The sequence below is a fragment of the Bacillus sp. AK128 genome (assembly GCF_053903075.1).
In genome coordinates, this window is the sequence record NZ_CP096379.1 from 3,149,962 (window position 1) to 3,172,693 (window position 22,732).

The window sequence follows — 22,732 nt, forward strand, 5'->3', positions numbered from 1 at the left end:
CCTAGCTATGTTAAGAGGCTCGTTTCTGATTGTTCTAATTTCATCTTTGTTATGACCAATTTGATTTTAAAATAGTCAATCTCAGCTGGAAGTGCCTCTTTAAGAGGCTTTAAACGCTCAGCACCGATGATATTTACTTGCTCACTAATTAAGGATTCTTCTTCTTCACTAAGTAAATCTGACCATTTGAAAGGGTTACCTTCCTCAATAGCCTGAATGATGTGATTTTGAATCGTAATCAAGGATCGTTCCCGCTGATTTGCTATATCCTCCATGCTCATTCCTTCTTTATATAAAACATAGGAAACTAAATGACTCGGTTCACCATCTTCTTTTCTATTAGATTTAGAGGTAACCTGCACCTGTTCATCTTTAGGATTATAATCTTGGATAATAGTCAAAAAGCGTTCGCCATATTTTTCCCGTTTCTGTTCACCAATCCCTTTAACCTCAATTAATTCATCCATGCTTAAAGGCATTCGATCACTAAGCTCCCTTAAGGTTTTATCAGAAAAGATGACAAAAGGTGGTACTTTTTCTTCAGTTGATATTTGTTTTCTTAACTTCCTCAACTGGTTGAACAGACCTTCGTTTGTTTCTATATGGGTATTTTGGTTTTGAATCCTTGTTGCCCTCTTGAAAACCTGTACTTCTCCCACTAGGACGGGAATAGATTCTTTATTTAGAGATACAACAGGATATTGACCTTCCGACAGTGAGAGAAATCCTTCTGCTATAAGATACTGAATCATTGCACTGATTTCTTTCTCTGGGTACTTTGAAAGAAGTCCATACGTAGAAAGCTTTTGAAAGCCAAGTTCTAGCACTCTCTTATTCTTTGATCCTTTTAATACTTGAGAAACAAGAGTGATGCCAAACCTCTCATTCATTCTTTTTATACATGAAAAAATAATTTGGGCATCCTTCGTTATATCTATTTTCTCGCGATGATCCTTACAGTTCGAACAGCTATCGCATGATTCATAGTCTTGATCATTACTAAAATATTGTAGTAGATGAACCTGAAGACATTGTTCGGTATGACAAAAATCAATCATCGTTTGCAGCTTTTTATACTCTTGTTGTTTTAAATCAGGACTAAGAAGTGTTTGTTCAATTAGGAACTTTTGAAGATGAGAGTCCTGTGGAGCATAGAGAACCACGCATTCACTTAACTCTCCATCCCTTCCTGCTCTTCCTGCTTCTTGGTAGTAGGATTCAATATTTCTAGGTACCTGATAATGGATAACAAATCTAACATTTGATTTATTGATTCCCATCCCAAATGCGTTGGTAGCTACCATTATGTCAGTTTGATCAAATAAAAACGCCTCTTGCGCCATTTTTCTTGCTTCTTCATTAAGACCAGCATGATATTTAGATACTAAATACCCTTGCTTAGCTAAAAATCCATGTACCTTATCAACGTCTTTACGTGTAGAAGCATATATAATTCCTGGCTTGCCATTATTTTTTGAAACATAGTTCTTAATAAACGCTAATTTATCGACGCCCTTTTCGACCGAAAGAATAAGATTATCCCGTTTAAATCCTGTTGCTGTCACATTCTCTTGATTGATAAAAAGAAGCTTACAAATGTCATCAACGACTTCATTTGTTGCAGTTGCCGTCAATGCTAGAATGATAGGATTCGAAGGAAGACTTTGGATTACTTGGGAAAGCGTACGATAGCTTGGACGGAAATCATGACCCCATTGGGATACACAGTGAGCTTCGTCAACCGCAATCATGTCAACATGGAGCTTTTCAAGCAAGGAGCAAAATTGAGGGGACTCAAAACGTTCGGGTGCCACATAAATTAATTGATATTCTCCATTTTGAGCAGCAGCTAATCGCTCATTCACCTCTTTTTGAGTCAAGGAGCTATTAATATAGGTCGCTGGAATATCAATCAGGTTTAAACTATCAACCTGATCCTTCATTAGAGAAATTAACGGTGAAATAACAATCGTAATACCTTTCATTAATAAAGCAGGAATTTGATAGCAAACAGACTTACCACCACCTGTGGGCATCAACACAAGTGAATTTCTGCCAGACAAAACCTTGTCTATGACCTCAGCCTGTCCACGCCGAAACGAGTCATATCCATAATACTTTTTCAATAAAACCTCTGCTTCCTTTAAAATACAGCATCCCTCCTAAACAAATGTACCCAACTATTATATCAAACACACACTACCTTTTAACATAAAACTTCACTAGGAATATAGAGGAATTTTATGAACGATTTGACCCTTTACTACATTAACGCAGTGGGGGCCTGACCCCCACTGCGTTAATGTGCTAAAGCCTATCTCATTTTAAACCAAGTTTCGCTCTCTCTGTTTGAATCACTTCAGGATCTATCTTTTCAAATAGAATGGACGTTTTATTAATTGATAAAGCTTCCACCTCTATATACTTCCAACTGATTCTCTTTATTTGAAGAAAGTCTCTTATCTGTTTTGTTGAAAATGGTAAAAACGGGGAAAGTAGGATTGATAGGTTGGCAATCAGTTGAACACATGTATATAAGGTGTTGTTACACTGTTCCAAGTCTTCATTGTAGTCAATCCAGGGTCTTTGAGTATCAAAGTATTTATTTCCTTCACGAATCAATTCAAATACACCTTCTAGCGCTGATCTTATTTCACCTTTTTCTATTTTACTGCCTGTAATATGATACAGCTCGGTTAGCCTACCCTTAATCGTTTGATCTATTTTCCCAGTTGGAATCTTTCTATCAAATGATTTTTCTATAAACTTTAATGTTCTATTTACTAAATTTCCGTAAGCCCCTAATAATTCCCCGTTATGAGAATGAACAAATTCTTGCCAAGAAAAATCAGCATCTCTCTTTTCTGGTGCATTGATTGTTACATAGTACCTGATTGAATCTGGATGGAAATCTTCTAATAGTTCTGGCACCCAAATTGCATAGTTTTTACTTGTAGAAAATTTCTTCCGTTCAATCGTAAGATATTCATTCGAAATAATATGACTGGGCAGCTTTAAGTCTCCTATACCTAGAAGAAGAGCTGGCCATATAATAGTATGAAATGGAATATTGTCCTTGCCATGTACATAATATGCTTTAGTGTTTTCTAACCAATATTTCTTCCAGTCCTTCCCCTCAAGCTCCGCCCACTGAATTGACGCGGATAAGTAACCTGAAACAGCTTCAATCCATACGTAAATCTTCTTATCTTCAAACCCTGCCACTGGGACAGGAACACCAATTGGTAAGTCTCGTGACACTGCACGGTCCTGTAATCCTTCCTCCAGATATCTCCTTGTTAAAGTAATTGCATTTCTTCTCCACCGCTCATCTTCTTCTCCCTCTTTCACATAGTCTTTTATTTTCTTTTGAAAGCTAGATAAAGAAAAGTAGAAATGCTCCGTTGCTTTTACAGTAGGTGGGGAACCACATAATTTACATGACCGTTCTTTCAATTCTAGAGGATCTAAAATAGAGGAACAGCTATCACACTGATCACCTCTTGCTTCGGCATTGCAGTGTGGACATAAACCTTCCACATAACGATCAGGCAGAAACTGCTCACAACCTTTACAGTATGATTGATCTACCGTTTGTTTATAGATGAACCCCTTCTCCAATAACTTACTAAAAATATTTTGTACCACCTTATGATGACTAACAGAGTCTGTCCTTGTAAATAAATCATAAGTGAATCCAAGCTTATGAAAACAATCTACAAACTCTTGATGATAGACATCTGTAATATACCGAGGATCTCTCCCCTCCTGTCTAGCTCTAATAGCAATGGGCGTACCATTACAATCACTTCCTGAAACATAAAGAACCTCTTCCCCCTTTAAACGAAAGTACCTAGCCAAAATATCTCCAGGTAGTAAACTCGAAATATGCCCCAAGTGAAGTGAACCATTTGCATAGGGCCAGGCCCCTCCTATAAACACCGCCATCTTAACCCCTCCATTTAACATTTTAATAAAATGCTTTATCCTATTAACGCAGTGGGGGCCTGTCCCCCACTACGTTAATGAGATAAAGTATTCAAAGGAATAAAAAAAACCTCGTCCTTTTACAAGTTCACTTGTAAAAGGACGAGGTTATCCCCGTGTTACCACCTTTTTTCACCAATGGTTTACACCTTTGGTCTCAACAGGTACGGAGCATCTCCAATGCAATGTGCTCGATACCGTGACATTTGTAACGGATGCCAATTCCCGTTGCAGCCTACCTCCTAAGGACTCGGTGCACAGCTCAGAGGCCATTTTCCAATAGTAGTTCCTGCTTCTTTTCACCAACCGAAGCTCTCTGGGGAGGAACATGGTATTGTACTTTTCTCTTCACAGCTTTTAACATATTCTGTCAGAATACAAAGTGAAAATCAAGTCTTTTTTGAATCAAATAAAAATTTCTGTTTTTTCCTAATAGATTCTCATCATTTTAGAAAAACTAATACTTAATTCACTTAAAGGAGGTATTTTACACTTGTATAGAATTATTTCTTTGGTATTTATTATACTCTTAATGGTCCCTGCTTCTTCTATTGCGGCCAAAACATGCACTCTTCCTTGTCATCACTATAATGATCATATAAATATCCAAATTAAGGAAATTAAAACTCCTCATTCCCCTAATAATAACTCACTTTGGATTCAAGTATTAAATAATGAACACGTCAAACAACAGGTATCGATTGATGGTTATTTTGAAAGCTCGATTCTTGACTTGAAACTTCCTTTGTTCACTTCTGTCATCATAAACGAATTACCTCAAGACAAAGATTTTATTTTCCAACAATATTATGAACCAGCAAGTACAAAGAAAATAGGGCTACTGTTAAACTGGAAAGAAAAAGGTCAACTTTATAGTGATATGATTTTAGTCGATTTTGAATAGCATTCAAATATTAAGAAAAGGGGGATAATCCCCCTTATTCTTATTTCCCAAGAAATTTGTCGAACTTAATGAACACCTAGGTAGATTCCTAGAATTCCAACTTCCTAATATTTTTTTCCTTATAAAGGTATTTCTCTTATTACTTCTGGCCATTCTTACATGTAAGGAGGTGGAAGACATGGGAGATTCACCATACAAAATAATTGATAAAACGGAAAACGAGAATGCCACCACTATCGTCTACCTGTGTGAAAATGATCCAGTTGAACACTCTCTGTTTCAGTGTTCTTTCATTAACAAAGAAGACTATTATGAAGTGAAAGAACATTTACACTTCTGTCTGAAAACAGAAGATTTTTTAGATATAAAGGGACTTTACTCCAACGACCTTGAACAATCAATTATTGCTAAACTAAACGAAAATGCCATTACCCTCAACTAGACTATTATACTTCAGCAGTCACAACAGTTTGTTCCTTTGAACTTACAGTTAAGACTCCCGCTTCATCATCAATGGCGTCTGGTATCTCTACTTCTAAATTCCTAATCCTTGGATGTAAATAACATCCTATACTTAGTGCTGCCCATAAAATACCCAATGTTAGAAAGAGTAATCCAATTCCTCGTCCTTCTCCTACACCAATAAAACCACCTATACTAGTTGCCAACAATCCACCCTCAACCATCAAAGGATTAAAGACTTTTTCAGTAACTGGACCTGCCGTAATATAAGCAATCGGTGATAAGGATAGAGCAATCATTCGTCTTAGTGCAAACACCCTTCCTTGTACATTTGGATGAACCTTCCTTTGCCATATCGTCTGACTAGCAGTATTTCCAAAAGGTAATAAGATCATCGTGATAAACATTCCCACCGTGATAACAGCAATAGATGGTACCAGTCCGGTTATACTCACACCTATTGCACTAAAAAAGCCAAACAATAAAAATTGCTTTATTTGATTTTTCATTCCTCCCCAAACACTTATTAGCACACTTCCTACTAACATTCCACAACCCGTAATAGAGATTACTACCCCTAATGCCTTTTCACTTCCTAGGGTTAATATTAGCGGTTGAAGTAGAACATTTAGGTACCCTAATAAAAAATTAGCGAAAGCGAAATAAAATAACATACCAATAAGCGCTGGTCTTTCTCTTATATAAGACCATCCCATTAGAGCTTCCTTAATAAATGGGGCTTTCTCTACTTTCACGTCTTTAGTAAGTTCAGGTAACTTAACAAAAATCAAAGTAGATACAGCTATTAAAAATGAAATAAAGTCAATTAATATAACACCATTTAACCCTATAAAGCCAAGTAAAAAACCCGCTGCCAATGGGGCAATGATCATAGAAATTGAATCTGCCATTTGAACCATGCCGTTTGCTCTTCCGAGGTTCTTTTTAGGGACGAGTAAAGCAATCGTTGACTGATAGGCAGGTAATTGAAAGGCACTACTGAAGGATGAAATCGCTGCTGCAATAAAAATATGCCATGCTTCCAGATTACCACTTGATAATAGGATAAAAATTACTAACGTACTTAGGCCCGCTAAACAATCGGCCGCAATCATCACATATTTTCGCTTCCATTTATCCACTATATAGCCAGCGAAAGGTGCTGCAATAATCCCTGGCAACACAGCTGACATGATGATGAGTGAAAACAATGTAACCGATCCAGTTGTTTGAAATACCCATACCCCTAATGAAAATGAGGTTAATCCTGAACCGACTACCGAAGCAAGCTGCCCAATCCAGATCACTAAAAAAGTATTAAAACTTTTCTTCATCATCGTCATCCTCCTACTCGGTCATCTTATAAAAAGATAAGAGTAAATTGTATTCTTCACCTTTGCAATCATCTAACTTTTTATTATCAATCCGTTGATTCCACTTCTCTGACAATGCTCTTAATTCCTTATATAATTCATCTCGATCTTCATCTAGCATTGCGTGACTCATCTGAAAGAATAAAGGTTTAAAAAATTCCTCATCTTTTTGTGCTTTTTCTATTGAATTTAAAAGGCTGACTCGAAAATCGCGTAAGGAACTGTTAATGATCTGACTTTGTTCACTAAATTCGTGTATCCCCTCTCCCTCTGTTCTTGAGAGCTTTATGCGAATAACCTTAGCAACAGGAAGATAATACTTTTCTACAATCCCACCATTTATTTTTGTTTCAGTTAAAATCAGTAACTCTAACTTAACAAGTTCTTTAACATGATAGTGAACCTTTGATGCAGGCAATTCTAGTTGGTCTGCTATTTGTTTAGCTGTTCTTGGTTGATCATCCTTGAACATATTAATAATTTTCATTCGTAGGTCATGAGATAAGACTTTGGCTTGCTGAAGATTCTTCACTTCAAAATAGTCTAACTGCTTCATTTTAAAACTCCATTCAGTTTTTATTTATCATTCAAGAAAATTTGAATGAGTTATTTTTCTTGATTATATATTCATTTGGAATAAATTACAATAATTTAACAGTAAAAACCATTCGACAAAATTACCTTTTATTTTTTTTGAAATTCTTAAGCTTGTAAAACTATGACCAATAACCAGTTTTATGCATATGCTTTTAAGAGATATAAAGCAAAGGAGCTTTGAAATGACTTATTCATATACAGATTTACTTGCCCTTCTGGGAGTAGGCGGGGCACATCCAGGAGGTTTAACTTTGTCGAGGGCTGTATTAGAGGAACTTAATCTCAGCCAACATACTCATTTCTTAGAGGTTGGATGTGGAACTGGACAAACGACTGCTTATATATCTAATCATTTTCCATGTCAGCTATATGCGATTGACCACCATCCAGTCATGATAGAAAAAACTAAGTCTCGTCTATCAATAGATGATCAATCCGTGCACATAAAGGAAGGTTCAGCTGAACATCTACCATTTGAAGATAACAAGTTTGATTATGTATTATCAGAATCAGTTACCGCCTTTACTGACATAAGCTTATCCTTAACAGAGTATGCAAGGGTTCTAAAGGAGAAAGGTGAGCTACTTCTAATTGAAATGACAGAATTAGCGGCTATGGATCAACTTGAATCAACAGAAATTATTGACTTTTATCATTTTAACGAAATTTTAACTGAAGAAGAGTGGATTAGTAGATTAAATATCGCGGGTTTCACTGATGTTAAAGCTGTTTCCATAGATCTTGAAGAATTACTACTAGAAGTTGATGATTTTACTGAATTTGATATTAGTCCTGGTATTGATCCAACTTTATTTGATTTATTAGATCGACATGAGCAGCTTACACAGCAATATAAAAACAAGCTGGGTTTTCGTGTATTTTTCTGTAAAAAAGCTTAACTAGTCAAATGTACAATCTCTCCTTACCTTCTACACATAAGATATTAGCGTATAGGATAGCTGACTGATTATCTTTTTTGAAGCAAAGATAACTAGTCGACTAGTTCACTTATGCAAACAAAGGAGGTAAGATAGAATGTCACATGATATGTATGGATTATGTTGTCGATACCAAGGTAAGTTAGTTCGAATTAATGAACACGGAGGACGTGTACATGTAGGTCGTATCCAGAGAGTAACACGCACTCACGTTTTCATCGAACCAGTTGGAACTAGAGGTGGATTGGGTTACGGATACTGGGGTGGCTACGGTGGCTACGGCTATGGTGGATATGGCTATAGTTTAGCACTAGGTGCAATTGCAGGTCTTGCACTAGCAGGCGCATTTTTCTGGTAAACTCACCAGTTATTCTAAATCAATCAAGTTAATTATTTTCATTTTACTCCTACCCTTTATCGCATTAACGTAGTGGGGGTCAGGCCCCCACCACTTTAGTGTGTTGAAGTGTTTTTTTCAATCTATAAACTGGTTCCATCTCTAAACCGGTTGGTTCCTTCATATAATGGGATAAGCCTATTTAAGGAGGATATGTTGATGGATCGACAGCGAACGTTATTTTATGGATTTATTGTGGGTGTTATTTTTATGATGTTTCCCGTTCCTAGTGTTTCGGTATTAGGTGACCTTATTGTTTCTTTAAGAGGACCTATTCAGATTATTGGATTAATCTTATTTGTAGCTTGCAGTATTCCGCTTATCTTTCATACGATTAAAACCTTTATTAAATAGTGTTGATTCCTCCTTACTCCACTCATTTAATTTCATATCGTCATACATATTTTGCGATGAATCGTACACTCTAAAAATCGTAATGATGGATAGGAGGATGATTATGGAAAAGAATGCAAGAGGCTATGTTCAAGAAACATATTCGGCTTTAACTACTGCAAGGGAAAACCTTCAGAATGCTCTTCAAACGGTTGAGAGAGATTCGAATCGAAATGAGATCCAAGATTCGCTTCAAGCTGTTGAAGAAGCAATTCAGCAGTGTAGTAAGACGGTATCAAGGCTAGAAGAGGTTTAAAAAAACACACAGCAAAAAGGTAGATCCTAAATGGACCTACCTTTTCTTGTCACTATTAGTGAACACTCGATTGAACTTCTAGCTTTTCTGCATAGTCTTCTAATAAACCGACTGAATTGATATCTGTTTCAAATAAAGGTATATATCTAATCTCCTGTTTTGAGAACTCCCTTTCAATCCACTCTAAATATTCACCCTCAGTCTCTCTGCGTTTTCTCCAAAAGTCCCCGGTAATTTCTTCAGATAACACTTTGTTCACAACAAGCCCTTCCACCTCGAGTTGATGCTTATGGAGCTGCTTAATCGCTTTAGAGGTCTCTAATATGGGAAGTCTTTCCGGATTTAATACAAAGATAAAGCCTGTAATCGCTTGATCCAGTAAAATCTTTCTAACTGCTGCGAATCGTTCCTTACGCTTTTGCAACACTTGATAAATCGGGTCCTCAATCGGCTCACCATCATTCAAAAGCTGAACATAATTGTCATTCCGTTTCTTTCTCCGTTCAAGCATACCATCAATCCATACACTCATTAATTCAGGTAAGGTTAACAGTCTAATAGTATGACCGGTTGGTGCAGTATCAAATATTATGGTTTCGTAATTCTCCCCTTCATCCAAAATAATTGAAACAATCCGGTCAAATAATGCCGCTTCCTCCGCTCCTGGAGTAGAGCTTGCGGCATCAATCTGTCTATTCACCTCGTCAAGCATCGTTGACTTCACCACACCCTGAATATTTTCCTTCACTGTTTTAATGTAACGATTCGACTCCAAGGTTGGGTCAATTTCAAGTGCATCTAAATTTGATGCCACCCTAGTTGCATGATTCTTCAGCTCAATGTGAAAAATATCCCCAACGTTATGGGCTGGATCAGTTGAAATCAGTAAGGTTTTCTTATTCTGCTTTGCATGTAAAAGAGCAAGTGCCGCAGCGCTCGTTGACTTCCCTACTCCACCTTTTCCACCGACAAAGATTATTTTCTTATTCATTAACATAGTCACATCATCCTTTAGCAGCAGCGTATTCCATCTAGTGGTGATTTCTCCATCCCCATCCGTAAATGCCAATCATGGAATTTCTCAAGGATATAAGGATAAAGCTCCAATGTATAATAAAAAGCTGGGTTTGGTAGTCCTAATGTTTCTGACATACAAAGTAATAAAAATAAATCATCCTCATCTCTTAACTCTCTAGCAATCTCTGTCCGATGTTGAACAGATAAAATCTCATCATAAAGTTGAAATAACTTCTTCAAGGCAGTTATACCCTTTTCCATTTCCTTCACCTACTTACGAAAAGTGAAAAGGGAACCCTTATAAAACGGGCTCCTCTCTTCCCTACATATTTGTATGAATATTCGTTGGATCATCCTTTTTTGAAAGTTCCTTAAAGGCAGTTAACACAATCCAGATCGCAAATACTAAGATGATACTACCCAATATGAATAAAAGTAGATTCGCATCGGTTGCTCCCAGACCCGACCACTCAAAGAACACTTGCTGTACCATCGCCCAAACGGTCATAAGGAGAATAAATACCATTGGTATAAAGGTTACCAAATAATTTCTTCCTAGTCGTTTCAACCAGATGGAGATAAGCAGCAAACTAATTCCTGCTAATAACTGGTTTGACGTACCAAATAGTGGCCATAATAAGTATCCACCAGATCCAAATCCATTAGGACCTTTTGGTAAAAGAACGAGTGCAGCACTAGCAAATACAGCAGCAGATGTTGCAACATGCGTCTTTGTTAATGCATTCACTTTATACTCTTGACCTAACTCGGCAATGATATATCTCATTAAACGGACCGAAGAATCTAATGTTGTGGCTGCAAAACTTACGACGATTACTGAGATAATTGTTCCAGCAATACCAGCAGGAATACCAATTCCAGTTGCAAGCTGGGCTCCACCATTGATAAAGTTACCTAATCCACCTGCATTAGCAGCACCAAAGCTACTATAAGCCTCTTTAAATTCACCAACATTGGCAAATACGGTCACACACGCAATAATCGAAATTAACGCAAGAAAGCCCTCTCCCACTGCACCAAGATATCCAACAAAGCGAGCATCTGTCTCTTTATCAAGCTGCTTAGAAGTAGTTCCAGAAGAAACAAGTCCGTGGAAACCTGATATTGCTCCACATGCAATCGTGATGAATAATAATGGTAACCACGATTTGTCCGCAACATCTAGATTTGTAATAGGAGCCGTAATGTCTGGACGTAAAACAAATAATCCTAAGTACATCACCACTAAGCCAACCACTAACTGATGGGAGTTAATATAATCTCTTGGCTGTAGTAGCTTCCAAACCGGTAATACTGAAGCAATATAACAATAAACCATTAAGATAATAATCCAAACAAAGAAGGCAAGTGATACACCATTTAATCCAAATAGTGTGGTATTCTCTGCTCCTCCAAAATAGCTAACTAAGTCAATTTGAAGTGCAGGTACGAGTGATGTTACAACAGCCATTCCATACATAGCAGCCAAAGCTACTAAAGACGGAAGTAGCATGCCACCTTTTTTCTTATGAACGGTATAACCAATCCAAATAGCTAATGGAATCTCAATAAATACAGGGATGACACTCGCTGGGAATTTGATAAATAAGTTCGCAATTACCCATGCAAACACCGCATTTACCATTAATACTAAAATTAAAATAATAAATAAGAATAATAGCTTTGCTCGTTTACCAATTAGCTTATCTGCTAATGTTCCAACTGATTGTCCTTTATTTCTTACAGATAGTACAAGTGTTCCAAAATCATGCACACCTGCCGCAAACACAGTTCCTAAAATTACCCATAATAAAGCAGGTAACCAGCCCCAATATACGGCAATCGCAGGACCAACAATCGGCGCTGCCCCGGCTACGGATGTAAAATGATGACCCCATAAAATGGATTTCTTCGTTGGAACGAAGTCTACTCCATCATTAAACTGATGTGCTGGTGTGACATAGTTTGGATCTAACCTAAAAATCTTTTCTGCTACAAACTTGGAGTAATAACGATAGCCTAACACAAAGACAACGGTACCAATAATCGCAAGCCAAATACTGTTCATCTCATTCCCTCCAATACTCATATTTTCAAGGTTTAGTACTAGGTAATAATTGCTGGGTCTAATTGAATAGTAATAATATATGAAAGCGTTGTCAACATTATTATCTGAATTTTTTAAATAAACTATTATTTACTCTAGTAATTCTTCTCAACAAAAATAGACTTGGATCTACTCCAAGCCTTGTAATTACTACTTTAACTAAACCCTATAACCCTACTTTGTTAACTTCTTTTAATTAAGCTCTACCTTAGCACTCCCCTTTTCCTCTTGGTTCCACAGTAATTGCAGAGTATCACCATTCTGAATAGGTCCCACTCCCTCTGGTGTACCCGTGTAAATAATATCGCCTTTTTGCAGACCGAAATAATAGTTACATTGTTTAATAATTTGTGTGAAGTCAAACATCATATCTTTTATATTTCCAGTTTGAACTGCCTCACCGTTTTTAAGTAAAGAGAACTCCACTTTCTCACAAGCGGTTACCCCAGGAAACTTCCAAAACTCTGTAATAATAGCAGAATTTCTAAACCCTTTTGCCTTTAACCAAGGATGCCCCTTGTCCTTAAGCTTTGATTGTTCATCTCTTAATGTAAAATCAATCCCAAGAGCTAGTTGATCCACTACATCTTCAACCTCAAATTCCTCAGGTACTTCTTTGCCAATATGTATAACAATTTCAAGTTCATGGTGAATTTCTCCACGATTAGCTGGAAACTGAATTGTACTCCCATCAGCCTTCACTAATGCATGAGTGGGTTTAGAAAATAAAATCGGAGAAGAAGGTATCTCATTTCCTAGTTCTAACGCATGATTTGCATAGTTTCTTCCAATACAAAAAATGTTCTTTACTTCGACCATTTTAATCTCCCTTTTCTTTTTTTATTTACTTATTCATTGATCAACTAGCTTCAGCTTGCGTTGATTTAATCAGTCCTCTACCGCTAGAACACTTAGAGCCTCACATATAGTTGCACGATTAATCTAAGAATTTTTAAATGTAAGGAATATAAGTACAAAAATTATTTGTATTACAAATATACAACATTACAAATCCATTGAATATATTTCAGAAGATAGAGTTTCAAACAATTTAACACATACTTCTACATGATTTAATTCACTTAATGGACCTCCTTATTTATTACAAATTTTGGTATAATTATGAAATTCACTCGTAATTTTTATTAAGGAAAGGTTTAGAGTTTGCGACATGAGATAAGCTTCACTCGTTAGGAGGTTTACATAATAAACAGACTACAAATTAAAGTTGTTAGTGTATCGATGATCGTGATGGCTGGCATGTTTGGTTATATGTTTTGGAACAATACTGCTACAACCAACTTTGAGAAAAAGCAAATTGCAGAGAATTTTACGAATCAAACAAGGTTATCCGAAAATATTGTCAAAGACGACAAACCAGTAGAAGAATTATTTCCGTTTGGGATGAAAGAAAATCAAATCCAAACTGCCATTCACTTCATGTCCCACCAAAAGGTAAAAGCTGAAGAGAAGTGGGGGGCTATTCGTATAACACCGGAAAGAATTAACAGATTAAAAGAAATTATAGAAACTAATCAGAAAGATTATAAGCATGCTAGCCTTTACCTATCCATACTAAATCGTTGGGATAACGGTGATTTTTCGCGAGCAGATGATGATCACAATGCTATATGGAAGCTACAAAATGGTAATATTGGCGAAGCTACTCGTGTTTTATCCCCTAAGGAAGAGCAAAAATTTGTTGAAGAGCATTTTGAGTAAGTTAATTTAAAACCTATTAATAAAATCCCTCTTCTCAAAAAGAGGGATCTTGATATTTTTATATAGTCTTTTCTTATGTAAAAAAGTAGAAAGAATTGAATCCTTCTACTTAATTACTAGCTACTGATGAATTCTTTTATTTTTTATAGAAACTCCATCAGGTTTATAATGTATTTTTAGATTCGTCAATACTTCTGTTGCTCCTCTATTAATACCAACCTGCTGTGTCGTTTTAACTAAGAGCATAATTTCATCAAAATCTCCTTCTACCACTGTTTCCATAGGACCAATATCATATTTCAATCCCGATTCCTTAACGATCTCAATCATTTCTGGAATCACTCCATCAGTATCCATATCCTTTCCATTTGGAAGTACTTGAAAACCTGCTGTAACGGTTGCCATATAATTTTCTCATCTCCAATCTCTTTATATTACATATACCATTTTAAATACGTCTTTAAACATAAAAAAACCTAGTAAATGTGAACACTAGGTTTTTTTGAAGATATTATTAAATTAGCTATTTTTTGTAAGAAGTTGGGATATCATATCAAGGTAGACAACTTCAGAGGTTTATTGAAAGCAAAAAAACCCTTGCTTCACAAGGGTTTTTAGTTGATGACCTGTGAGGGATTCGAACCCACGACCCCTTCCCTGTCAAGGAAGTGCTCTCCCACTGAGCTAACAAGTCAGATTAACAATGTAGAAATAATATACCCAAAATCTTTCAGATTGTCAATGTCCACTATTTTCTAAAATAAATGATCATAAACAACTTGATTAGGAACATATGTTCTAATATAATAATAAAGAGGTGATTACATGGGTTCTTTCCAACCACTTTTTGAACGTTTATTAGCAGAAAATCAAGCTGCTGAAATCATTTACCTTTCTTCATCTGGCCAGCTATCCCATCGAGTTTTTACTATAAGAAGAGTAACTCCGTATTATGTCAACGGATATTGTCAACTTAGAAAAGCAAATAGATCCTTTTCGTTTCAAAATATTTTATCTGCCTCCCCGGTCAAAACTCGACTTTCACTAGCTGGCAGCAGAAAGATTCAGTAGCTTACTGCTACTCACTTACCTTCTTAGACTCCTTCAGAAAACACACCGTTTTTTTCCTATTTTTTCTACATAACAGATCATTGATTCCGTAAACTAAATATAAACCAATGAAGGGAGTATTATATATGAAGAAATATAGAATACCTACAACTTACTTCACTAATAGTCAGTATGCTATGGAGCTAAGTAATGAGCTTGAAAATGATGCTTCAGGACTTATATTCGATCGTTTTATCCATGATCTGGGTGCTCAGTTACTGATTGATATTAAATATGAGAAAAGTATAAAAGACCCAAACCGATGGATATTAGGTAGTAATCAAGATGTAGAGCTCTACCTTGATGTCCTTAATCAAAGTTATTATGAACTCACCATCACTCCTATATCTGAGAAAGGAGAAATGAAGATACAACAATTGCAAGATAATACAAATTTTTTACAATAGGAGCACTGGATGAAAATAATTGTTTTATCAGATACCCATCTTCCGAAGAAAGCGAAGGAACTTCCAGCAAAGCTTATTGATGAAATTAAAACAGCTAATCACCTCCTTCACCTTGGTGACTGGCAGTCCGTAGATGTTTATCTTACATTAAAAGGCATGATTAAGATCGATGGTGTTGCGGGTAATGTTGATGATGTGGATATTGTTACTCTACTTGGATATCAAAAAATTGTGTCATTTAACGGCATAAATATTGGACTAGTTCACGGTCATCTAGGCAAAGGAAAAAACACTGAAGAACGGGCCTATAATACCTTTTCAAGTAATAAAGTAGATCTTATTTTATTTGGACATTCTCACATACCGATTTATAAAATTGTAAATGGGGTAACGTTATTTAACCCTGGTTCTCCCACTGATAAACGCCGACATCCGCTTTATTCGTTTGGAGTTATTCATATTGCTGATGGTGATTTTTCAATCAATCATTTATTTTGTTCAAGAAGTTAATTCAATATATTAGGCTTTTTTCTAGAAAACTGTTGTTAAAAAATTCACTAAAGTTAAAACTAATTAATTGGAGCGGAAGGTGCGAGGCTCACCGCATGCCCCTCCAGAAATCGAACCATCAGGAATTGGAACTCAATTACCCTTGTAACAGTAAAAACGTATGAAAAACTGCCCGATACTATTACTGAGAAAATCTAATTCAATATACAAGGACTCTTTCTTCTTTTATGCTACAATATAAGAAATCATCATTTAAGCGCTTGCTTAAATTTATTAAAACTTGAAAAAGCAACATTGAATGGAGGCTTACATATGGACAAAAACATCGGAAAGACTGAAGAAATAAAATTTTATAGTCAATCCCTTCAGGAAGAAATGACACTAGTCGTTTATACGCCTTCCAATTACTCTACTTTATATAAATACCATCTCGTCATTGCACAAGATGGTCAGGATTATTTCAATCTAGGAAGAATATCCCGTGTTACTGAAGAGCTTATTCAAGACAAAAGGGTACCAAATAGTATTATAGTTGGTATACCTTATCGAAATGTACAAGATCGACGTGATAAATATCACCCGGAAGGTAGTCAAAAGGATGCATACATACGCTTTTTAGCTCATGAATTAGTGCCCTTTTTAGATGATCATTACCCTACATATCAAATGGGACGTGGAAGGGTACTAATTGGGGATTCATTAGCCGGTACGATTTCATTGTTAGCAGGGCTACAGTACCCTCATACCTTTGGAAAAATCATGATGCAGTCTCCCTATGTCGATGAATCTATTCTTAAGAAAATTGAAAGCTTTTCATCTCCACATTTGTTGCAACTTTATCATACTTTTGGAACAAAAGAAGATTCAGTTAAGACAACAGACGGTACTATACAAGATTTTGTTACTCCAAATCGAAAGCTTTCAGAGCTAATTAAAACCAAAAGCTTTGAAGCACTTTGTGATGAATTTGACGGAGATCATACCTGGACCTATTGGCAGCCTGATTTAAAGAAAGCATTACACTATATCCTAAATGACTAACTATAGGTTATAGCTAAATTATTTGATATAATGTTAGCAAAAAATACTTGATAAAATTTAGGGAGGGTTACTTGTGAAATATGGTATTGCAATATTTCCATCAAAAAAACTACAAGATTATGCTAATTCGTATCGAAAACGATATGATCCGAACTATGCCCTTATCTCTCCACACATCACTTTAAAAAGTGGTTTTGAAACAACTGAGGATGAGGTTACAACGATTGTTCGAGAATTACATAAAATTGCTTCAGAAATTCAACCTTTTAAAGTAAATGTATATAAGGTTAGCTCCTTCCATCCAGTTAATAATGTTATTTATTTTGGAGTTGAAGCAAAGTCAGAATTAGAAGAACTACACAATAAAATGCATACTGGTGTTTTATCATCTGACCGTGAATTCGCTTATGTTCCGCATATTACCATTGCCCAAAACCTATCAGATGATGAGCATTCAGATGTGCTAAGCTCCCTGAAAATGTTAAAAATTAACTATGAAGAGACGATTGATCGATTCCAACTATTGTATCAATTAGAAAACGGGTCGTGGACTGTTCACGAAACATTCCACTTAGGAAAGGAATGCTAAAAAATTTGAAAGTAAAAGTAGTAACAAATGAACAAGAATTTGCTGATGCACTAAAGGTACGACGTATTGTATTTGTTGATGAACAACAAGTACCAGAAGAAGAAGAGATTGATCAGTATGAAAACGAATGTACTCATGTTGTGATGTATGATGATGAAAAAGAGCCTGTTGCAGCAGGACGATTACGTGAAGTAGACGGAATTGGAAAGATGGAAAGAATCTGTGTCCTTTCATCCCATCGTAACCTAGGATTAGGAAAACACATTATGGATGCCTTGGAAAAAGTTGCGAGAGATAAAGGTTTTCATAAATTAAAGCTTAATGCCCAGACTCACGCAGAAGGTTTTTATGAGAAGCTTGGTTATAAAACGATCTCCGATGATGTATTCATGGATGCTGGAATTCCTCATGTAACCATGATTAAAGAAGTTTAATTCGGTTGCTTCATTAAATAAAAACAACCCAAATCAACATTGATTTGGGTTGTTTTCGTTTTCATATTCTTAACTAACAATAACGTTTGAAAACCAATAATAAAAAGGAATGCCAAAGATTAAATTAAAGGGAAGTGTTAAACCCAGTGAAGACCCGACATATACACCTGGATTTGCCTCTGGAATCGCGTGTTGTATGGCTGCTGGTGCGGCAATGTAGGAAGCACTTGCAGTTAATACTCCTAAGATAAATGTTCCTCCAATTGATAATCCAATAATACTTCCTGTTAGAATTCCACTGATACCTCCTATAAGAGGCAGAATAAATACATATGCAAAGGAAAACCATTTTACTCCCTTTATATCACGCACTTGTTGGGTAGCAATCATGCCCATATGTAATAAAAAGATACTTAAAATTCCATAAAACAAATCTCCGAAAAATGGTTCGATTTTTAATAATTCAGCTTCATATGCAATGAATCCGATAGCAATGCCACCTAATAGTAAAAAGATACTTTTTCCAAAAAAAGCTTCCTTCACCACTGATCCTAACCCTGAGGTAGAACCTGCTTTTTTTTGGACCATCATCTTATATATAACAATGGACACCACAATCGCCGGACCTTCCATTACTACTAAAATTGCTGGCATATAATCCTCATAACCAACACCCATTTTATCAAGGAACGACAAGCCGGCTACAAAAGTGACTGCGCTAACCGAACCATAATGTGCAGCTAACGCTAAAGAGTTAGCTGAATCAAACTTGAACATATTTCTAACAATTAGATAGGTAATCGCTAGCATAAATAAACTTAATAATAAAGCAGCAATAATGGTTAGGAACATCTCACTGAAAGAGGCGTTCTTTAATTTTCTACCCCCATTTATACCTATTGTTAAAAGGATAATCATCGTATACCCGGTATAAAAAGCCTCGGGTACTTTTAAATCTGAATTTACGAGTGTGGCGATAATTCCGATAATAAAAAATAATATGAGTGGAGATAGTAAATTTGTATAAATGACTTCAAGTACTGGCCCCATTTGTGTCCTGCCCCTTTTTGTATTTAGTATTCCTATTCAGAGTATATTCATTCATTTAATAACATATCAGCGTTGCTTTTATAAATTCATATGTTTTCTCATAAATCCATCTATACCTGTGCAATCTATAAAAGAGAGGAATGGTGACAACTATGGATTTTGCAGGGCTTGCAATTAAGCTGGTCGTTGGATATCTTGCTTTAATGATTACAACAAGAGCACTTGGCAGAACTCAAATTAATCAATTAACTCCCTTTGATTTCATTTCTTCACTTGTTCTAGGTGAGTTAGTCGGTGGAGCTATTCATGACAAAGATATTAATTTTTGGCAAATCCTATATGTCGTGACAATTTGGGGGTTCCTCATTTATTTTACTGAATTTATTACTCAAAAATTTAAGGCATCTAGAAATATACTAGAGGGAAGACCTTTTATCATTATTCACAGAGGTCAAATTAATTACAAGGAACTTAAATCAAATAATTTAGATCTTAACCAACTTCAAAACCTATTGCGGAAGAAAGATGTTTTCTCAATTAAGGAAGTAGAATATGCACTTCTAGAGACAGATGGAACGGTTAGTATATTAAAGAAATCAAAATTTGATACACCAACGAAACAAGATTTAAATATTAAAGAAGAACCCACTTATTTGCCTATAGCCCTCATTCAAGATGGGGAGATTGTAAAGGATAATATAATAGAGGCAGGCGTTAATCGTGAGTGGTTGTTAAGTCAATTAAAAGTACATGGATGCAATCGAATTAAAGATTGCTTATATGCAGAATGGAAAGAGGGAGAAGCCCTTCATGTAATTAAATACTAGGCTTCTCCCTCTTTTTTATCATGAGAGTATTATTATGTAATTCTAAAGTTACATCTTGATCATCGTAGAGCTTCGTTAAGTACGCAGTTATAGCCGTTCGATATAAGGCCCACGATGTTAGGTTTTTTAATTCAATACCTCTTTTTTCACACATTTCGCGAATCAACTGCTCATGACTAACCCCTAGATGATTCTCGTCAATAACTATTTTCATTGTATCTAGAATTTCTAAATGAATTTTTATATTTTCGTTAACCGTATTTTTAAACTCTTCCTCAAAAACACCGTGTCCTGGAATCGACCCAAAACAAGATAGACTATTTAGTTTATCTAATGATGTTAGGGTTTGCTCAAGATCAATAATATAGGGGATTTTATGCTTTTGTAAGGAGTCATTTCCAAAGTAAGAGTCAGCTGCGTACAAAAGATTATTTACCTTCAATCCCATCTGATTCATACTGTGTCCAGGAAGTGAGATCACTTCCAAGGTAAACCCATCTATTTCTACAAACCCTTCATTTACTACCTGGTCTACTTGGATAGCCTGTCCTTCTATAAATTTGTTACGAAGATCCCTGATTGGATAATTAGCTTGATAAAAGGATAATGAAGCCAAAATCGGATTGCGGAGCACTGCCTCCTCTAAATAGGGTGCAATTGTATAAACCTTCTTGTTAGATTGAAGATAAGCCGCACCACCATAGTGATCTGCGTGGGAATGAGTAATAAAAAGATGCGTAATTGGAAGTTGTTCTTCATCTAACCTCCTAATCACCTTTTTCATACTCTGGGAATCAAGTCCTGCATCAATTAAAAGCCCCATCCCCTCTTTTGATTGATGTACATAACCGATATTAACAGCTGCTTTAAAGTAGTAATGATCTTCAAATATTTTTATAAATTCCATTTTAGTTGATCCTTATCATTAAATTGCCTCGTCTATATTTCTACCCTTACCAGTAATTTTTGAGATTAGTTGATAATTTAATGTCGGCTTAACTTGCTGTTTAGTGGTAGATTGAGCAGTAATATTATGCTCCTCAGAAGCTTCGAATTCAAATTGCTCGTGGTTGGTTTGATCATTTAATCGCTTTTCTAATGATACCTTAGCAACTTGCGGTAATACAAATGGGGATGCTCCAGTTTTTAACATACGGTTCGCATATTGCGTATATTCATGCCTAGTTATTGGAAGTATATAACCCATTTTAAACACCTCTCCTTAATTATTTACCCACTTTTTTCACTTACTAAACCATTCGTATAATTTTATGTTTTTATGTCCATGAAACGTTCAGATCATAACCTAGTCCCATTATCTAATATGCCTATTAAAAACATTGACGTTTTTTGTTATAAAACAGCCAAAAACATACAACTTTTTCTGACATTCTTAGACAAATACAGAGACTATATAAAAAAGACCCTTCACCTGAGGCGAAGGGTTAAGAGAAATTAGCATTTGGGAATCTGTTCTCTATATACTATGTGGCTAGACCAGAACTGACTGGACAAGTGTACCGGGTCAAATGTGGAAATCCATAAAGAATCCTTCACCACATTAACGCGCCGGGGGCCTGTCCCCCACTCCTTTAACGCAGCACCGTGACGGGGGACAGGCCCCCACCGCTTTAGTGCGTTAGTGTGTTTGGTGATGGGAATCTAGGTTTTGGATGAGTGTGGACATTTGGGTAGCTTGTTGTTGATAGAAGGTTTGAATGGTTTTGTTAGTTGTTTGAAGGCTTATTAATTCTAGCTCTGCTTGGCATTTTTTTAAGGTTGCTGATATTCTTCTCGATTCGAATGTATAGTTAGTTCGTTGCTGGTCATCATCATATAAGTCAAGATGAAGTTGGTTGTTTCCATCAATTTGTGCAAGGTACACTTCTTCTTTCCTCACACCATTCTTTTCAAGCTCGTTCTGTAGCCAACTTTCGCTTAGTTGTAGTGTTGATAAATAATCATCTAAGACTTTTCCATCCATTATAATAACCTGAGGTTCTCTTTCAGATTTTGGATGTTGATTAAGATCATGTGGAGTTATTGGTTGTTTCTCTCTTTTTAACATGACGCTTAAATCACCTGTAGGTTCTAAAGAGGCGAATTCGACGTCAGCTACTTTAAACACATTTTTTTTACGAAGCATTTCCAGCAGTTCGTCAGCAGAGAATTTTTCTTTTGTTAAGTTTTTCTCTAATATTTTTCCATCTCTAATAAAAACGGTCGACTTTCCTTCCACAAAATCACGAAATCTTTTGCTCTTTACAGCAAAAAAATCCAAGAGAAAGGGAATTAATGCCCAAATAAAAATTGCTGCAAGGCCTTGTACATACGAAACGGCTAAATCCATAGAAATTGTCCCTGCTATATCACCTATTGTGATCCCAACAATCGTCTCAAAGAAGGAAAGCTGTGATAATTGTTTTTTTCCTAGGATTTTTAATATAAAAAAAAGTCCTATTAATATAGAAATAGATCGTATGATAACATGCAGCCACTCAGGCATAAAATCCCTCTCTTTTTTAGGCTCTTTACTAAAATCTTTGCTTATCGAAGGTAGTCCTTCGAAGGTAAGAATCCGATACCTTGGATTTTTACCTTACTCCACCAC

General features: G+C 36.0%; 27 protein-coding genes, 1 tRNA gene and 1 other annotated feature. Of the genes, 14 read left to right on the plus strand and 14 right to left on the minus strand.

Going from position 1 to position 22,732, the window contains the following annotated elements; all coding sequences use genetic code 11:
- Window positions 1–5 precede the first annotated feature (5 nt).
- Both recQ and metG read right to left on the minus strand, forming a co-directional pair.
- Window positions 6–2,126: a DNA helicase RecQ gene (gene recQ / locus M1D60_RS15790; RefSeq protein WP_456275793.1), complete on the minus strand. Its 2,121-nt coding sequence runs from the start codon at window positions 2,124–2,126 to the stop codon at window positions 6–8.
- Between the two features lie 193 nt (window positions 2,127–2,319).
- Window positions 2,320–3,948, minus strand: coding sequence for a methionine--tRNA ligase (gene metG, locus M1D60_RS15795; RefSeq protein WP_456275794.1), 1,629 nt, complete (start codon window positions 3,946–3,948; stop codon window positions 2,320–2,322).
- 134 nt (window positions 3,949–4,082) lie between these two features.
- Window positions 4,083–4,348 (minus strand) — a binding site (T-box leader).
- A 132-nt stretch (window positions 4,349–4,480) separates the two neighbouring features.
- Here metG and M1D60_RS15800 point away from each other — a divergent pair.
- Together M1D60_RS15800 and M1D60_RS15805 are read left to right on the plus strand one after the other, a co-directional pair.
- Window positions 4,481–4,891, plus strand: a complete 411-nt coding sequence (locus tag M1D60_RS15800; RefSeq protein ID WP_456275795.1) for a hypothetical protein — start codon at window positions 4,481–4,483, stop codon at window positions 4,889–4,891.
- A 178-nt stretch (window positions 4,892–5,069) separates the two neighbouring features.
- Window positions 5,070–5,333, plus strand: coding sequence for a hypothetical protein (locus tag M1D60_RS15805; protein WP_456275796.1), 264 nt, complete (start codon window positions 5,070–5,072; stop codon window positions 5,331–5,333).
- A 4-nt stretch (window positions 5,334–5,337) separates the two neighbouring features.
- Here M1D60_RS15805 and M1D60_RS15810 read toward each other — a convergent pair whose 3' ends face one another.
- Together M1D60_RS15810 and M1D60_RS15815 are read right to left on the minus strand one after the other, a co-directional pair.
- Entirely contained in the window at window positions 5,338–6,690 is a 1,353-nt protein-coding gene (locus M1D60_RS15810) for an MFS transporter (RefSeq protein WP_456275797.1), read from the minus strand.
- A 10-nt stretch (window positions 6,691–6,700) separates the two neighbouring features.
- Window positions 6,701–7,282, minus strand: a complete 582-nt coding sequence (locus M1D60_RS15815; RefSeq protein WP_456275798.1) for an ArsR/SmtB family transcription factor — start codon at window positions 7,280–7,282, stop codon at window positions 6,701–6,703.
- 223 nt (window positions 7,283–7,505) lie between these two features.
- On the opposite strand from M1D60_RS15815, the gene M1D60_RS15820 reads away from it, so the two are divergent.
- The 4 genes from M1D60_RS15820 to M1D60_RS15835 all read left to right on the plus strand — a co-directional run bounded on the left by M1D60_RS15820 (window position 7,506) and on the right by M1D60_RS15835 (window position 9,307).
- Complete coding sequence (locus M1D60_RS15820; protein ID WP_456275799.1) at window positions 7,506–8,222, plus strand: class I SAM-dependent methyltransferase; 717 nt, start codon at window positions 7,506–7,508, stop codon at window positions 8,220–8,222.
- A gap of 136 nt (window positions 8,223–8,358) precedes the next feature.
- A complete protein-coding gene (locus M1D60_RS15825; protein WP_456275800.1) occupies window positions 8,359–8,619 on the plus strand; it encodes a hypothetical protein in 261 nt (86 codons plus the stop codon).
- Between the two features lie 198 nt (window positions 8,620–8,817).
- On the plus strand, window positions 8,818–9,012 hold the full coding sequence (locus tag M1D60_RS15830) for a hypothetical protein (RefSeq protein ID WP_456275801.1): 195 nt from the start codon (window positions 8,818–8,820) through the stop codon (window positions 9,010–9,012).
- 103 nt (window positions 9,013–9,115) lie between these two features.
- Complete coding sequence (locus M1D60_RS15835) at window positions 9,116–9,307, plus strand: hypothetical protein (protein WP_456275802.1); 192 nt, start codon at window positions 9,116–9,118, stop codon at window positions 9,305–9,307.
- Window positions 9,308–9,362: 55 nt separating this feature from the next.
- Here the strand turns inward: M1D60_RS15835 and M1D60_RS15840 are convergent, their stop codons facing one another.
- The 4 genes from M1D60_RS15840 to M1D60_RS15855 form a co-directional block, all read right to left on the minus strand.
- Window positions 9,363–10,304 (minus strand): ArsA family ATPase, encoded by a 942-nt coding sequence (locus M1D60_RS15840; protein WP_456275803.1) that lies wholly within the window; start codon window positions 10,302–10,304, stop codon window positions 9,363–9,365.
- A 14-nt stretch (window positions 10,305–10,318) separates the two neighbouring features.
- Window positions 10,319–10,585 carry a cory-CC-star protein gene (locus M1D60_RS15845; RefSeq protein WP_456275804.1) on the minus strand — a complete coding sequence of 89 codons (267 nt, stop codon included), beginning with the start codon at window positions 10,583–10,585 and terminating at the stop codon, window positions 10,319–10,321.
- 61 nt (window positions 10,586–10,646) lie between these two features.
- Window positions 10,647–12,392 carry a carbon starvation CstA family protein gene (locus M1D60_RS15850; protein ID WP_456275805.1) on the minus strand — a complete coding sequence of 582 codons (1,746 nt, stop codon included), beginning with the start codon at window positions 12,390–12,392 and terminating at the stop codon, window positions 10,647–10,649.
- Between the two features lie 231 nt (window positions 12,393–12,623).
- Window positions 12,624–13,250 (minus strand): fumarylacetoacetate hydrolase family protein, encoded by a 627-nt coding sequence (locus M1D60_RS15855; RefSeq protein WP_456275806.1) that lies wholly within the window; start codon window positions 13,248–13,250, stop codon window positions 12,624–12,626.
- Window positions 13,251–13,691: 441 nt separating this feature from the next.
- On the opposite strand from M1D60_RS15855, the gene M1D60_RS15860 reads away from it, so the two are divergent.
- Window positions 13,692–14,153, plus strand: coding sequence for a DUF6241 domain-containing protein (locus tag M1D60_RS15860; RefSeq protein WP_456275807.1), 462 nt, complete (start codon window positions 13,692–13,694; stop codon window positions 14,151–14,153).
- A gap of 120 nt (window positions 14,154–14,273) precedes the next feature.
- Here M1D60_RS15860 and M1D60_RS15865 read toward each other — a convergent pair whose 3' ends face one another.
- Window positions 14,274–14,558, minus strand: a complete 285-nt coding sequence (locus M1D60_RS15865; protein ID WP_456275808.1) for a thiamine-binding protein — start codon at window positions 14,556–14,558, stop codon at window positions 14,274–14,276.
- Window positions 14,559–14,775: 217 nt separating this feature from the next.
- A tRNA-Val gene (locus M1D60_RS15870) sits at window positions 14,776–14,847 on the minus strand.
- 131 nt (window positions 14,848–14,978) lie between these two features.
- Here M1D60_RS15870 and M1D60_RS15875 point away from each other — a divergent pair.
- The 6 genes from M1D60_RS15875 (at window position 14,979) to M1D60_RS15900 (ending at window position 18,244) form a co-directional block, all read left to right on the plus strand.
- Complete coding sequence (locus M1D60_RS15875) at window positions 14,979–15,224, plus strand: hypothetical protein (RefSeq protein WP_456275809.1); 246 nt, start codon at window positions 14,979–14,981, stop codon at window positions 15,222–15,224.
- A 125-nt stretch (window positions 15,225–15,349) separates the two neighbouring features.
- Window positions 15,350–15,670 (plus strand): hypothetical protein, encoded by a 321-nt coding sequence (locus M1D60_RS15880; protein ID WP_456275810.1) that lies wholly within the window; start codon window positions 15,350–15,352, stop codon window positions 15,668–15,670.
- Between the two features lie 9 nt (window positions 15,671–15,679).
- Window positions 15,680–16,180 carry a metallophosphoesterase family protein gene (locus M1D60_RS15885; RefSeq protein ID WP_456275811.1) on the plus strand — a complete coding sequence of 167 codons (501 nt, stop codon included), beginning with the start codon at window positions 15,680–15,682 and terminating at the stop codon, window positions 16,178–16,180.
- Window positions 16,181–16,492: 312 nt separating this feature from the next.
- Window positions 16,493–17,221, plus strand: coding sequence for an alpha/beta hydrolase (locus tag M1D60_RS15890; protein WP_456275812.1), 729 nt, complete (start codon window positions 16,493–16,495; stop codon window positions 17,219–17,221).
- Window positions 17,222–17,294: 73 nt separating this feature from the next.
- On the plus strand, window positions 17,295–17,810 hold the full coding sequence (locus M1D60_RS15895; RefSeq protein ID WP_456275813.1) for a YjcG family protein: 516 nt from the start codon (window positions 17,295–17,297) through the stop codon (window positions 17,808–17,810).
- Window positions 17,804–18,244, plus strand: coding sequence for a GNAT family N-acetyltransferase (locus M1D60_RS15900; RefSeq protein ID WP_456275814.1), 441 nt, complete (start codon window positions 17,804–17,806; stop codon window positions 18,242–18,244). Before M1D60_RS15895 ends, M1D60_RS15900 begins: the two co-directional genes overlap by 7 nt.
- A gap of 69 nt (window positions 18,245–18,313) precedes the next feature.
- On the opposite strand, the gene M1D60_RS15905 is transcribed toward M1D60_RS15900, so the two are convergent.
- Window positions 18,314–19,294: a sodium-dependent bicarbonate transport family permease gene (locus M1D60_RS15905; protein ID WP_456275815.1), complete on the minus strand. Its 981-nt coding sequence runs from the start codon at window positions 19,292–19,294 to the stop codon at window positions 18,314–18,316.
- A gap of 140 nt (window positions 19,295–19,434) precedes the next feature.
- Between M1D60_RS15905 and M1D60_RS15910 the strand changes: the two genes are divergently transcribed.
- A complete protein-coding gene (locus M1D60_RS15910) occupies window positions 19,435–20,121 on the plus strand; it encodes a DUF421 domain-containing protein (RefSeq protein ID WP_456275816.1) in 687 nt (228 codons plus the stop codon).
- Here M1D60_RS15910 and M1D60_RS15915 read toward each other — a convergent pair.
- From M1D60_RS15915 to M1D60_RS15925, 3 genes are all read right to left on the minus strand, one after another.
- Window positions 20,111–21,028 carry an MBL fold metallo-hydrolase gene (locus tag M1D60_RS15915; protein WP_456275817.1) on the minus strand — a complete coding sequence of 306 codons (918 nt, stop codon included), beginning with the start codon at window positions 21,026–21,028 and terminating at the stop codon, window positions 20,111–20,113. The two genes, M1D60_RS15910 and M1D60_RS15915, sit on opposite strands and share 11 nt — an antisense overlap.
- An 18-nt stretch (window positions 21,029–21,046) precedes the next feature.
- Window positions 21,047–21,328, minus strand: a complete 282-nt coding sequence (locus M1D60_RS15920; RefSeq protein WP_456275818.1) for a hypothetical protein — start codon at window positions 21,326–21,328, stop codon at window positions 21,047–21,049.
- A 432-nt stretch (window positions 21,329–21,760) separates the two neighbouring features.
- Window positions 21,761–22,627 carry a DUF421 domain-containing protein gene (locus M1D60_RS15925; protein ID WP_456275819.1) on the minus strand — a complete coding sequence of 289 codons (867 nt, stop codon included), beginning with the start codon at window positions 22,625–22,627 and terminating at the stop codon, window positions 21,761–21,763.
- Window positions 22,628–22,732: the final 105 nt, after the last annotated feature.